Origin of the sequence: Streptomyces omiyaensis (assembly GCF_014650895.1) — a bacterium.
Classification (GTDB): Bacteria; Actinomycetota; Actinomycetes; order Streptomycetales; family Streptomycetaceae; genus Streptomyces; species Streptomyces omiyaensis.
The window spans coordinates 407797-420646 of sequence record NZ_BMVV01000004.1 but is presented as its reverse complement, the minus strand read 5'-3'; the positions used below and the strand labels follow the sequence as shown (position 1 = coordinate 420646).

The following is a 12850-nucleotide window of genomic DNA, read 5'->3' as shown; positions in this document are numbered from 1 at the left end:
GGCGGAATCTCGCACGGCGCGTCTTATTACCGCTAGGTAGCTGCATATCTCGGTTGCGTCACGTCGCCTGTGACGCGACAGGGCCCGTCTCCCCGGAGCTGTGCGTTCGCCGGGAGGGACGGGCCCTGTCGCGGGTGGTGCGGGGGATCAGCCGACGAGCTGCTCGTACGCGGGGAGGGTGAGGAAGTCCGCGTAGTCCGCGTCGAGGGAGACGTGGAGGAGGAGGTCGTGGGCCTGCTGCCACTTGCCGGCCGCGAAGGCCTCCTCGCCGATCTCGGCGCGGATGGCGGCGAGCTCCTCGGCGGCGACCTCGCGGGCCAGCTCGGGGGTGGCGGTCTCGCCGTTCTCGAAGACCACGCCCGCGTTGATCCACTGCCAGATCTGGGAGCGGGAGATCTCGGCGGTGGCCGCGTCCTCCATCAGGTTGAAGATGGCGACGGCGCCGAGGCCGCGCAGCCACGCCTCGATGTAGCGGATGCCGACCTGGGCGGCGTTGCGCAGTCCGTCGTACGTCGGCTTCGCGTCGAGCGAGTCGATGGCGATGAGGTCGCCGGGCGCCACGGAGACGTCCTCGCGCAGGCGGTCCTTCTGGTTCGGCCTGTCGCCGAGGACGGCGTCGAAGGAGGCCATGGCGATCGGGACGAGGTCGGGGTGGGCGACCCAGGAGCCGTCGAAGCCGTCGCCGGCCTCGCGGTCCTTGTCGGCCTTGACCTTCTCGAAGGCGACCTTGTTGACCTCGGCGTCCTTGCGGGACGGGATGAAGGCCGCCATGCCGCCGATGGCGTGCGCGCCTCGCTTGTGGCAGGTGCGGACGAGGAGTTCGGTGTACGCCCGCATGAACGGGGCCGTCATCGTCACGGCGTTGCGGTCCGGGAGGACGAACTTGGCCCCGCCGTCACGGAAGTTCTTGACGATGGAGAAGAGGTAGTCCCAGCGGCCCGCGTTGAGGCCGGCGGCGTGGTCGCGGAGCTCGTAGAGGATCTCCTCCATCTCGTACGCGGCCGTGATGGTCTCGATGAGGACCGTGGCGCGGACGGTGCCCTGCGGGATGCCGACGTAGTCCTGGGCGAAGACGAAGATGTCGTTCCAGAGGCGGGCCTCCAGGTGCGACTCGGTCTTCGGCAGGTAGAAGTACGGGCCCTTGCCGAGGTCGATCAGGCGCTGCGCGTTGTGGAAGAAGTACAGGCCGAAGTCGACGAGCGCGCCGGGCACCGCGCGTCCCTCGAAGGCGAGGTGACGCTCCTCCAGGTGCCAGCCGCGGGGGCGCATGACGACCGTGGCGAGCTCCTCGGCCGGCCCCAGGGCGTAGGACTTGCCGGTGCGGGCGTCGGTGAAGTCGATGTTCCGGGTGTACGCGTCGATCAGGTTGACCTGGCCGAGGACGACGTTCTCCCAGGTCGGGGCGGAGGCGTCCTCGAAGTCCGCGAGCCACACCCGCGCGCCGGAGTTGAGCGCGTTGATCGTCATCTTGCGGTCGGTCGGACCGGTGATCTCGACGCGCCGGTCGTTCAGGGCCGCCGGGGCCGGCGCGACCTTCCAGGAGTCGTCGGCGCGGATCGCCGCGGTCTCCGGCAGGAAGTCGAGGGTGGAGGTGCGGGCGATCTCGGCGCGGCGCTCGGCGCGGCGGGCGAGCAGCTCGTCCCGGCGCGGGGTGAACCGGCGGTGGAGCTCGGCGACGAAGGCGAGGGCCGCCTCCGTCAGCACCTCCTCCTGACGCGGCAGGGGCTCGGCGTCGACGACGACCAGGGGGGACGGCGCTGGTGCGGACATGAACTGTCACTTCCTTCAGCGGACTACGCGTGCGGTGCCTGGCGGCCGCCGGGCGTCACGGACGGCACGGAGTGCCGCGGGAGCCGAGATACGGCCGCGAGCGCCGTCGCAGGTGCTCAGGCGCTTCTATGCAGTGGATATTAGTTTCCTCATGGTGGAAGTTCAATCGTTTGTTGATGTCGAGATTCTTCGGGTCGACAGACCATGGCTCCGGGTGCCAGCCCTTTCACTCCAGGTGCCCGGAGCCGGGCCCGCTCATCCCTCCAGCCGGTACAGATCGGCCTCCGTGTCGATGTCGAAGGGCTCGGCCACGTCCCCGCACTCCACCAGCGCGATGGCGTCGCGGTGCGCCGCCAGGTAGTCCCGCGCCCCCCGGTCGCCCTCCGCGCCCGCCGCGACGCCCGCCCAGCGGTCCGCGCCGAACAGCACCGGATGGCCCCGCTTCCCGTCGTACGAGGCCGCCGCCAGCGCGTCCCGCCGCCCGGCCGCGGCCGCCCGCACCCGGGCGACCGCCGCCGCGCCGATGCCCGGCTGGTCCACCAGCGAGACCAGCACCGCGTCCGCCCGGCGCGGGTCCGCCGCCAGCGAGGCCAGGCCGACCCGCAGCGAGGAGCCCATCCCGCCGGCCCAGTCCGGGTTCTCCACCACCACGCAGCCCGACAGCTCCGCCCGCTCCCGTACCCGCTCCGCCGAGGCGCCGAGGACCACGTGCACCACCGCGCACCCGCCCTCGCGCAGCACCCGGACCGCGTGCTCGACCAGCGGACGGCCCCGGTAGGGCAGCAGGGCCTTCGGCCGGCCGCCGAGCCGCCGCCCGCCGCCGGCGGCCAGCAGCAGACCGGCGACCACGGGCGTCCCCGGTGCCGGAGGGGCCGCGGGCGCCGCGGGCGTCACGGGGGTCGGGGGGGCCGCGGGGTTCGCGGGGGTCATCGGAGTCATGGAGGACTGCATACCGCATGACACGGAATGACACGGTCGCATGAATGCGCGGCACGGCCCCTTCCCCGCCGGGCGCCCGGAGGAGTTAACTGACCCGCGACTCCGGGCGCCCGACCACCGCCCGGGGGTACCAGGAGCGGGCGTCTCGGAGTGGGGGACCGTGTTGCGGAGCGTGGGGCAGAGGCGAGTGACCGGCGAGGCAGTGGACCCGAGGGTGGCCGGACTGCGGTCCGCCGTGGCCCGGCTCCGGCGCGAACTCGCCGGACACCGGGTGGAGTTCGCCGACCGCGGGATCGCCGAGGACGAACTGGCGGCGCTCGACGCGATGGCGGCCGGCGGCGCCCCCGAGGTCTGGCGGCTGCGCCGCAGCCTGCTCCTCGTCGCCGGCTCGCTCGGCTCCGTCAGCGCCCTCTCCGAAGGGCTGGCGGGAGTCCGGCACGCCGTCGAGCTCTTCGGCCCCTCGCTGCCGCCCCAGCGGCCCGGCGGCCCGTCCTCCTGAGCCCCGGCGGCCCGGCGGGCCCGTCCTCCTGGGCCTCAGCGCCGGATCAGGCGCCGCTCGCGGGCGACGGCCACCGCGGCCGTCCGCGAGTCCACCCCCAGCTTCGCGAAGACGTGCACCAGATGGGACTTGACCGTCGCCTGGCTGAGGAAGAGCACCTTGCTGATCTGCTGGTTCGACAGCCCCTCGCCGACCAGCTGGAGCACCTCCAGCTCCCGCTTGGTCAGCGCCTCCGCGGGCGTCCGCATCCGGTCCATCAGCCGGTACGCCACCGCCGGCGCCAGTGCCGACTGGCCGGCCGCCGCCGTCCGCACCGCCGCCGCCAGCTCCTCCGGCGGCGCGTCCTTCAGCAGGTACCCCGAGGCCCCGGCCTCCACCGCCGCCAGGATGTCCGCGTCGGTGTCGTACGTCGTCAGCACCAGGACCCGCGGGCCGCCCGGCACCCGCGTGATCGCCGCCGTCGCCTCCGACCCGTGCATCCCCGCGCCGAACTGGAGGTCCATCAGGACCACGTCGACCCCCCCGGCCGCCGCCAGCTCCACCGCGCGCTCCGCCGTCGCCGCCTCGCCGACCACGGTGAGGCCCGGCTCGGTGTCCAGGACCGCGCGCAGCCCCGCCCGTACCACCGGATGGTCGTCGGCGAGCAGCAGCCGGACCGTCCCGGGAGCCGTCACCGGGCACCTCCCGCGGGCAGCGGCAGGGTGACCGCGACGGCCGTGCCCTGCCCCGGCGCCGACTCGACCGTGAGGGTGCCGCCCAGCGACTCCGCCCGCGACCGCATCGCCGGCAGTCCGAAGCCGCCGCCGTCCACCGACCCCCGCACCCCCTCCGGCTCGAAACCCCTCCCGTCGTCCACGACGTCCAGCGCCACCGCGTCCTCCATGAACGACAGGGTGATCTCCGCCCGCTCCGCGGCCGCGTGCCGCACCGTGTTCCCCAGCGCCGACTGCGCGATCCGCAGCAGCGCGACCTCGTACGGCGTCGGCAGCTCCACCGGCGTCCCGCTCACCGAGAACCGCGCCCGCGGCCCCGCGCCCGGCTCGCACAGCCGCTCCAGGGCCGCCGCCAGCGACCCCCGCTCCAGATCCGGAGGCGTCAGCGCCCGCACGAACCGGCGCGCCTCCGCCAGATTGTCCTGCGCGGCCTGCCGCGCCCGGTCGATGTGCCCGGCCGCGGGGGAACCCTCGGGCAGCGCCCGCTCGGCCGCCCGCAGCAGCAGCTGGATCGACGACAGCCCCTGCGCGAGCGTGTCGTGGATCTCCCGGGCCAGCCGCTCCCGCTCGGCCAGCGTCCCCGCGTGCCGCTCCGCCGCCGCCAGCTCCGTCCGCGTGGCGATCAGCTCCTCGATCAGCCGCCGGCGCCGCTCGCTCTCCCGGTACAGCGCCTGGTAGCCGAGGACGGTCGCCACCGCCACCGCGCCCCCGAGCAGCGGCCCGATGAAGACCCCCGGGTTCAGCGCGGCGCCGTGGCCCACGTACGAGCCGATCGCGGCGCCCGCCGTCAGCGCGACCACCGGCAGCGCCCAGCGGACCGGCAGCAGGTGCAGCTGGAGGAAGTACAGCGGGAAGGCCACCCACAGGGCCTCCGGCGTCGTCCACAGCAGCGCCAGCCAGGACGCCCCCAGCACCGCCAGCCAGCAGGCCGCGGCCCGCTGCGACTCCCGCACGGAGGGGAGCCGGGCCCCGGCCGCGTACACCGCCCCGGTGAGGACGGCGAGGGCCGTGCCCGCGGCGGAGGGGGCGCGGACCGCGGCGAGCACCAGCAGGCCGCCCGTCAGGAGGTGCAGACAGACGCGCAGGACGCGGAGCACGGGGGTGAGGGAACGCGGATGCATGACCCCACCAGCGTAGACAGGAGCCGGCGATCCGGACTCAACCGAAAGTTCGAGGAGGGAGCCATCCGCGGCGCGATGCCCGGAAGGGGCCGCCGACAGCAGGCTGGGTCCCATGTTCGTGGCATGGAGAGACCTGAGATTCGCCAAGGGGCGGTTCGCCCTCATGGGCACGGTGATCGTGCTGATCACCCTGCTCGTGGGGCTGCTTTCCGGGCTGACGGCCGGACTCGCGCGGGAGAACGTCTCCGCGGTGACCGGCCTGCCCGCCGACCGGATCGCCTTCGCCGCCCCGCCGGCCGGGCAGTCGGTCTCGTTCACCGACTCGACGGTGACCGAGGAGCAGTGGACCGCCTGGGCCGGGCGCCCCGGGGTGAGCGCGGCGGCGCCGCTCGGCATCCGCACCCTCAACGCGGTCGCGGGGGAGCGGACCGCCGCCGTCTCCGCCTTCGGCACGGAACCGGGCGACGGTCTCGCGCCCGCCCCCGTCGCGCCCGGCAAGGCCGTCCTGTCCGAGTCGGCCGCCGAGGAACTCGACGCGCGCGCCGGGGACGCGGTCCGGCTCGGCCCGCTGGAGGTCACCGTCGCGGCGGTCGCCGGGGACGCCTCGTACAGCCACACGCCCGTCGTCTGGACCTCGCTCGACGACTGGCAGCGGCTCGGCCACGGCGGCACCACCACCGAGGAGCAGGCCACCGTCGTCGCGCTGCGCGGCGACGCCGACTGGGCGGCGGGCGACACGGCCGCCGGCACGGAGGCGCGGACCGTGGACGACGCGCTCACCGCCCTCGGGTCCTACCAGGCCGAGAACGGCTCCCTCCAGCTCATGCGCGGCTTCCTCTTCGCGATCTCCGCACTGGTCATAGGCGCCTTCTTCACCGTCTGGACCATCCAGCGCAGCGGTGACGTCGCCGTCCTCAAGGCGCTCGGCGCCTCCACGTCCTACCTGCTGCGCGACGCGCTGGGGCAGGCGGTCCTGATGCTGGTGACGGGCACGCTGCTCGGCACCGGCCTCGCCCTCGGCATCGGCGCGCTGGTCAGCGGCGGGAACGTGCCCTTCGTCCTCGCGCCGCTGACCGTGCTCGGGCCCGCCGGCGTCCTCATCGTGCTCGGCGCGATCGGCTCCGCCCTGTCCATCCGGCGGATCACCGCCGTCGACCCCCTCACCGCGCTCGGGAGCGTCCGATGAGCCTCGAACTCGACGCCGTCACCCTCACCTACCCGGACGGCGACGGACGGCTCACGGCGCTCGACGCCGTCTCCCTCACCGTCCCGCCCGGCCGCCTCACGGCCGTCGTCGGCCCCTCCGGCTCCGGCAAGTCCAGCCTGCTCGCCGTCGCCGCGACCCTCGTGACCCCCGACCGGGGGCGGGTCGTCGTCGCCGGCACGGACACGGCGGGGCTCGACGCGGCGGGGCGGGCGGCCCTGCGCCGCACCTCCCTCGGGATCGTCTTCCAGCAGCCGAACCTGCTGCCCTCGCTGACGGCGGTCGAACAGCTCCAGGTCATGGCCCACCTCTCCGGGCGTCCGCCCGCGCCGGTGCGCGCCCGGGCCATGGAGCTGCTCGACGCGGTCGGCCTCGCGGACCGGGCCGGCCGCCGGCCGCACCAGCTCTCCGGCGGCCAGCGCCAGCGCGTCAACATCGCGCGGGCGCTCATGAACGAGCCGGCCGTGCTCCTGGTCGACGAGCCCACGAGCGCGCTCGACCACGAGCGGGGCGCGGCGGTCGTCGCGCTCCTCGCCGCCCTGACGCGGGACCGGGGGACGGCCACGGTGCTCGTGACCCACGACCGCTCCCACCTGGCGGCGGCGGACCGGGTGGCGACGGTCGAGGACGGCCGCCTCTCGGCCGACCCGGCCCCCGTCGCCTGACCCGGCCCCTGCCGGCCGCCCCGGGCCGCGCGGTCCGGCTGTCGCCGGCCCGTCCCGCCCGCTGCCGGGCGTTCGCCGGCGGCGGGCGGCGGCGGGCGGCGGACCCGGAAAAGCGGGTGCGGCGCCGCGACGACCGCCGCCGCCCACGGACCCGAGCTGCGCGCGGCGGCCCGGAGGAGCTGGGCCTGGAGCCGGGAGCTCGCCGCCGAGGCCGCCGGCCGCCGGCCGGAGCTCCGGCCGCCGCTCGGTCTGTACGCACGGATCGCCGGCCTCCTCGACGGGCGCTGAGCGCCGGCCGGCCCTCCCCGCCCGCCGTTTGGGGACGCGGACCGCCCGGGAACGCGGACCGCCCCGCCACGGGTGCGGCGGGGCGGTGCGGGAGGCCGTGGCGGCCGGGGTCAGGCCTGACCGTTGCCGGCGGTGTTGGCGAGGGCGGTCGAGAGCTCCCGGGCGACCTGCTGGAGGATCGGGACGATCCTCTCCGTCGCCGCCTCCGTGACCCGTCCGGCCGGCCCGGAGATGGAGATGGCGGCCGCGGTGGGCGAGTCGGGGACGGACACCGCGAGGCAGCGGACGCCTATCTCCTGCTCGTTGTCGTCGACGGCGTACCCCGTCTCGCGGACCGCGGCGAGCGCGGCGAGGAAGCCGTCCGCCGTGGTGATGGTCTTCTCGGTCGCGGCCGGCATGCCGGTGCGGCCGAGCAGCGCGCGCACCTCGTCGTCCGGCGTGTGCGCGAGCAGCGCCTTGCCGACGCCGGTGGAGTGCGGCAGCACCCGCCGGCCGACCTCGGTGAACATCCGCATGGAGTGCTTGGACGGCACCTGGGCGACGTACACGATCTCGTCGCCGTCGAGGAGCGCCATGTTCGCCGTCTCGCCGGTCTCCTCGACGAGCCGCGCCAGATAGGGGCGGGCCCAGGTGCCGAGGAGGCGGGAGGCGGACTCGCCGAGGCGGATGAGCCGGGGGCCGAGAGCGTACCGGCGGTTGGGCTGCTGGCGGACGTAGCCGCAGGCGACCAGGGTGCGCATCAGGCGGTGGATGGTGGGCAGCGGCAGCCCGCTGCTGGCGGAGAGCTCGCTCAGCCCGACCTCGCCCCCGGCGTCGGCCATCCGTTCCAGGAGATCGAAGGCGCGCTCGAGGGACTGGACGCCACCGCTCGCGGCGGGCTTGGCGGCGTCGGTGGTGCTGGCGCTGGACGTCGGCACGTCAACGGTCCTTTCGGGGCAGGCGGGCAAGGCAGCAGCCTACCGGGCCGCCGGGCCGGGCACCGTGTACGGGGCCCGGCGTCCGGGCCGGTCAGCGGGGTGTTTGTCCGTTGTCGGCGGCTGCGCGGCCGGGGTCGGGTCCGCCCCGTCTGTGCGGAGCTACCTTCTACTGTACGAAATTCACATTCCACTTTGTGGAAACGTCTAGGTAGGCTAGGTCACGTCGCGGCGGACGGGGGACGCCCTTGACGGCATCCCGTCCCGGCCGCAGACTCCTTCAACAGTTCGTTGAAATTCCGCTTCCTGGAGGCGGAACGGGAAGGGGCATGGTGGACATCGACCTGGTACTGCGCTCGACACGGGTCATCACGCCGGAGGGCACGCGGCCGGCGGCCATCGCCGTCTCGGGCGGGACGATCGCGGGGGTGTGGGCCCACGACGCCGAGGTGCCGGCCGGGGCGGTGCTGGAGGACGTCGGCGACGACGTCGTCCTTCCGGGACTCGTCGACTCCCACGTGCACGTGAACGACCCGGGCCGCACCGAGTGGGAGGGCTTCTGGACCGCGACGCGGGCGGCGGCGGCCGGTGGCATCACCACCATCGTCGACATGCCGCTCAACTCGCTCCCGCCCACCACGACCGTGGACAACCTGCGCACCAAGCAGGAGGTCGCGCGCGCGAAGGCACACGTGGACGTCGGCTTCTGGGGCGGCGCGCTGCCGGACAACGTCAAGGACCTCCGCCCGCTGCACGACGCCGGCGTCTACGGCTTCAAGTGCTTCCTGTCGCCGTCGGGCGTCGAGGAGTTCCCGGAGCTGGACCAGGAGCAGCTGGCCCGCTCGCTCGCGGAGATCGCCGGGTTCGACGGACTGATGATCGTCCACGCCGAGGACCCCCACCACCTCGCGGCCGCCCCGCAGAAGTCGTCCTCCCAGTACGCCGACTTCCTCGCCTCGCGGCCCCGGGACGCGGAGAACACCGCGATCGGGAACCTGATCGACCAGGCCCGCCGGCTCGACGCCCGCGTCCACGTCCTGCACCTGTCCTCCTCGGACGCGCTGCCGCTGATCGCCGCGGCGAAGGCCGAGGGCGTCAAGGTGACGGTGGAGTCGTGTCCGCACTTCCTCACCCTCACCGCCGAGGAGGTCCCCGACGGGGCCACCGAGTTCAAGTGCTGCCCGCCGATCCGCGAGGCCGTCAACCAGGACGCGCTCTGGCAGGGCCTGGCCGACGGCGTGATCGACTGCATCGTCTCCGACCACTCGCCCTCGACCGCGGACCTGAAGACCCCCGACTTCTCCTCCGCCTGGGGCGGCATCTCCTCCCTCCAGCTCGGCCTCCCCGCCATCTGGACCGAGGCCCGCCGCCGCGGCTTCGACCTCACCGACGTGGTCCGCTGGATGTCCGAGGGTCCCGCCCGCCTCGCCGGCCTCGACCGCAAGGGCGCCATCGAGACCGGACGCGACGCCGACTTCGCCGTCGTCGACCCCGACGCCACCTTCACCGTCGACCCGGCCGACCTCCAGCACCGCAACCGCATCACCGCCTACGCGGGCAAGACCCTCCACGGCGTGGTCACCTCCACCTGGCTGCGCGGCGAGAAGATCAACGACCGCGGCACCCTGGCCGAGCCCTCCGGCCGCCTCCTCGAAAGGAACAACTGACCCGTGACCGGCATACCCTCCTTCACCGGCGACGCCAGCCCCTACGGCGGCGGCGACCCGTACGCCGACTACCGCACGGCCGAGTTCCCCTTCACCCAGTACGCGGACCTGGCCGACCGCCGCCTCGGCGCCGGCGTCATCGCCGCCAACGACGAGTTCTTCGCCGAGCGCGAGAACCTGCTCAAGCCCGAGGCCGCCGAGTTCGACCCCGAGCACTTCGGTCACAAGGGCAAGATCATGGACGGCTGGGAGACCCGCCGCCGCCGCGGCGCCTCCGCCGCCGAGCCGCACCCGACCGCCGAGGACCACGACTGGGCCCTCGTCCGGCTCGGCGCCCCCGGCGTCATCCGCGGCATCGTCGTCGACACCGCCCACTTCCGCGGCAACTACCCGCAGGCCGTCTCCGTCGAGGCCGCCTCCGTACCCGGCTCGCCGTCGCCCGAGGAGCTCCTCGCCGACGACGTGAAGTGGACGACCCTCGTCCCGCGCACCGCCGTCGGCGGCCACGCGGCCAACGGCTTCGCCGTCGACGCCGAGCAGCGCTTCACCCACCTCCGCGTCAACCAGCACCCGGACGGCGGCATCGCCCGCCTCCGGGTCCACGGCGAGGTCGCCCCCGACCCGGCGTGGCTGGGCGTCCTCGGCACCTTCGACCTCGCCGCCCTGGAGAACGGCGGCCAGGTCGAGGACGCCTCCGACCGCTTCTACTCGCCGGCCACCAACACCATCCAGCCCGGCCGCTCCCGCAAGATGGACGACGGCTGGGAGACCCGCCGCCGCCGCGACAAGGGCAACGACTGGATCCGCTACTCCCTCGTCGCCGAGTCCGCGATCCGCGCCGTCGAGATCGACACCGCCTACCTCAAGGGCAACAGCGCCGGCTGGGCCGCGCTCTCCGTCGCCGCCGAGGGCTCCGAGGAGTGGACCGAGATCCTGCCCCGGACCCGGCTCCAGCCCGACACCAACCACCGCTTCGTGCTCGACGCGCCGGCGGTCGGCTCCCGCGTCCGGATCGACATCTACCCGGACGGCGGCATCTCCCGCCTCCGCCTCTTCGGCTCCCTGACCGAAGCGGGCGCGGCCCGGCTCACCGCCCGCCACCAGGAACTGGGCGGCTGACCCGAGCCCGTACGACTCCGGGGGCCCGCCGGCCGACACCGACCGGCCCCCGGCGGGCCAGGCGGGCACGACACCCCGCCCGGCCCGCGAGGGCGCACCGGACCGACAGCACCGGTGCGCCCCTCTTTTTTCCGGCCCCGTCCGCCTCCGGGGCGCTTCGCGCCGGGCTCACGCGGCGCGCCCCTTCGGCTCACCCGCCGGTCCCGCGCCGCACGGCCCCCGGGTCCCGCACGGCCGCGTGCGGTCCTCGGGCCTCGCCCGGTCGCGTGCGGCCTCCAGGCGCCGCCCGGTCGCGTACGGCCCCCCGGGGCCCGCCCGGCTCCGCCCCGCCCGCGAGGGCGTCCCGCGTCACGCCGCGTGTCCGCCGTCCACCGAGAGCTCGGCGCCCGTCACGTAGCGGCCTTCCGGGCCCGCCAGGTAGGCGACGGCCGCCGCCACCTCGTCGGGGGTGCCGAAGCGGCCCAGCGCCGTCAGTGCCGTCTGGCCCGCCGCGTACGGTCCGTCCGCCGGGTTGAGGTCCGTGTCCACCGGGCCGGGGTGGACGATGTTCGCCGTGATGCCGCGCCCGCCCAGCTCCCGCGCCAGCGCCCTGTTCAGGCCCACCAGGGCGGACTTGCTCAGCGCGTACAGCGTCCCGCCGGGGCCCGGCACCCGCTGCGTCATGCAGGTGCCGATCGTGACGATCCTGCCGCCGTCCGGCAGCCGCTCCGCCGCCGCCTGCGAGGCGAGGAAGGCGGCCCGGACGTTCACCGCGAGCACCCGGTCCACGTCCGCGAGGGTCAGCTCGCCCAGGGGGCCGAGGACGCCGATGCCCACGTTGTTGACCAGGACGTCGAGCCTCCCCAGGCCGTCCGCCGCCCGGTGCACCGCGCCCGCCGCGTCGCCGGGGTCGGCCGCGTCGGCGCGCAGCGCCAGGGCCCGCCGGCCGGCCGCCTCGACGCGGGCCGCCACCTCCTTCGCCGCCGCCTCGTCCCGTACGTAGGTGAAGGCCACGTCGGCGCCCTCCCGGGCGAGCCGGACCGCCGTCGCCGCGCCGATGCCCCGGCTGCCGCCCGTCACCAGTACCGCCGTCCCGTTCATCGTGGACATCTCTTCCCGCCTCCTCGTCACCCCGAGCGCGGACCGCTCAAGTGGTTGCGGATTCAAGGAAACTCGGGGCGGGGGAGCGGCGCTGGCGGCGATCGGACACCGCGTTCGCCGCGCACCGATGAGTTGCGGCGCCGGCCCCGGTCGATACGGATGGGGGCAGGACGTCCCCACCGACCGCGACCGACCGAAAGGCGCCCGTCATGGCCACCCTCAGCCTCACCCAGTTCCTCACCCTCGACGGCGTCTACCAGGCACCCGGCGGCCCCGACGAGGACCGCAGCGGCGGCTTCGAGCACGGCGGCTGGTCCGTGCCCTTCGGCGACGAGGACTTCGGCCGGCAGATCGACCGCATCTTCGCCCGTCCCACCGCCTTCCTCCTCGGCCGCCGCACCTACGACATCTTCGCCGGGTACTGGCCGAAGCGGACCGACCCCGCCGACCCCGTGGCGAGCAAGCTCAACGCCCTGCCCAAGTACGTCGCCACCACCACCCTCGACTCCGCCGACTGGGCCGGCACGACCCTGCTGCGCGGCGACGTCGTCCAGGAGGTCGCCGCGCTCAAGGAGAGCCTCGACGGCGAGATCCAGATGCACGGCAGCGGCGGACTCGCCCGGACCCTCCTCGCCCACGACCTCATCGACACCCTCCACCTGCACCTCTTCCCGGTCGTCCTCGGCACCGGCTTCCGCCTCTTCGACGAGGGGACCAGGCCGACCGCCTTCCGGCTCGCCGAGGCGCGCGTCACCGGCAGCGGCGTGGCCCTCCATACGTACGAGCGCGCGGGCCGTCCCGCGTACGGCAGCTACGCCTGAGAAAAGGGTGTAGTCACCACGCGCACCGGCGGGTACCGTGATCGCTCCGC

Annotated in this window: 12 protein-coding genes; 6 read left to right on the top strand and 6 right to left on the bottom strand. The window is 74.8% G+C overall.

Annotated features, from left to right (window positions below; genetic code table 11):
* Positions 1-147 precede the first annotated feature (147 nt).
* On the bottom strand, positions 148-1770 hold the full coding sequence (gene aceB, locus IE287_RS10055) for a malate synthase A (RefSeq protein ID WP_189848579.1): 1623 nt from the start codon (positions 1768-1770) through the stop codon (positions 148-150).
* 255 nt (positions 1771-2025) lie between these two features.
* Positions 2026-2709 (bottom strand): nucleotidyltransferase family protein, encoded by a 684-nt coding sequence (locus tag IE287_RS10050; protein WP_373307822.1) that lies wholly within the window; start codon positions 2707-2709, stop codon positions 2026-2028.
* A 160-nt stretch (positions 2710-2869) separates the two neighbouring features.
* Here IE287_RS10050 and IE287_RS10045 point away from each other — a divergent pair, with 160 nt between their 5' ends.
* Positions 2870-3208 carry a DUF5955 family protein gene (locus IE287_RS10045; RefSeq protein ID WP_189848578.1) on the top strand — a complete coding sequence of 113 codons (339 nt, stop codon included), beginning with the start codon at positions 2870-2872 and terminating at the stop codon, positions 3206-3208.
* A 35-nt stretch (positions 3209-3243) separates the two neighbouring features.
* Here IE287_RS10045 and IE287_RS10040 read toward each other — a convergent pair whose 3' ends face one another.
* Positions 3244-3882 (bottom strand): response regulator, encoded by a 639-nt coding sequence (locus IE287_RS10040; RefSeq protein WP_189848577.1) that lies wholly within the window; start codon positions 3880-3882, stop codon positions 3244-3246.
* The gene (locus IE287_RS10035) at positions 3879-5042 is read right to left on the bottom strand and encodes a sensor histidine kinase (protein WP_189848576.1); all 1164 of its coding nucleotides are present in this window, start codon (positions 5040-5042) and stop codon (positions 3879-3881) included. Before IE287_RS10035 ends, IE287_RS10040 begins: the two co-directional genes overlap by 4 nt.
* A gap of 112 nt (positions 5043-5154) precedes the next feature.
* On the opposite strand from IE287_RS10035, the gene IE287_RS10030 reads away from it, so the two are divergent.
* Together IE287_RS10030 and IE287_RS10025 are read left to right on the top strand one after the other, a co-directional pair.
* The gene (locus tag IE287_RS10030; RefSeq protein WP_189848575.1) at positions 5155-6228 is read left to right on the top strand and encodes an ABC transporter permease; all 1074 of its coding nucleotides are present in this window, start codon (positions 5155-5157) and stop codon (positions 6226-6228) included.
* The gene (locus tag IE287_RS10025; RefSeq protein ID WP_189848574.1) at positions 6225-6911 is read left to right on the top strand and encodes an ABC transporter ATP-binding protein; all 687 of its coding nucleotides are present in this window, start codon (positions 6225-6227) and stop codon (positions 6909-6911) included. Before IE287_RS10030 ends, IE287_RS10025 begins: the two co-directional genes overlap by 4 nt.
* Before the next feature lie 398 nt (positions 6912-7309).
* On the opposite strand, the gene IE287_RS10020 is transcribed toward IE287_RS10025, so the two are convergent.
* Positions 7310-8116, bottom strand: coding sequence for an IclR family transcriptional regulator (locus IE287_RS10020; protein WP_189848573.1), 807 nt, complete (start codon positions 8114-8116; stop codon positions 7310-7312).
* Between the two features lie 326 nt (positions 8117-8442).
* Between IE287_RS10020 and allB the strand changes: the two genes are divergently transcribed.
* Both allB and alc read left to right on the top strand, forming a co-directional pair.
* Complete coding sequence (allB, locus tag IE287_RS10015) at positions 8443-9780, top strand: allantoinase AllB (RefSeq protein WP_189848572.1); 1338 nt, start codon at positions 8443-8445, stop codon at positions 9778-9780.
* A 3-nt stretch (positions 9781-9783) separates the two neighbouring features.
* Positions 9784-10899 (top strand): allantoicase, encoded by a 1116-nt coding sequence (gene alc, locus IE287_RS10010; RefSeq protein ID WP_189848571.1) that lies wholly within the window; start codon positions 9784-9786, stop codon positions 10897-10899.
* A 348-nt stretch (positions 10900-11247) separates the two neighbouring features.
* Here alc and IE287_RS10005 read toward each other — a convergent pair whose 3' ends face one another.
* The gene (locus IE287_RS10005) at positions 11248-11988 is read right to left on the bottom strand and encodes an SDR family NAD(P)-dependent oxidoreductase (protein ID WP_189848570.1); all 741 of its coding nucleotides are present in this window, start codon (positions 11986-11988) and stop codon (positions 11248-11250) included.
* Between the two features lie 200 nt (positions 11989-12188).
* Here IE287_RS10005 and IE287_RS10000 point away from each other — a divergent pair, with 200 nt between their 5' ends.
* Positions 12189-12800 carry a dihydrofolate reductase family protein gene (locus tag IE287_RS10000; RefSeq protein WP_189848569.1) on the top strand — a complete coding sequence of 204 codons (612 nt, stop codon included), beginning with the start codon at positions 12189-12191 and terminating at the stop codon, positions 12798-12800.
* Positions 12801-12850 lie beyond the last annotated feature (50 nt).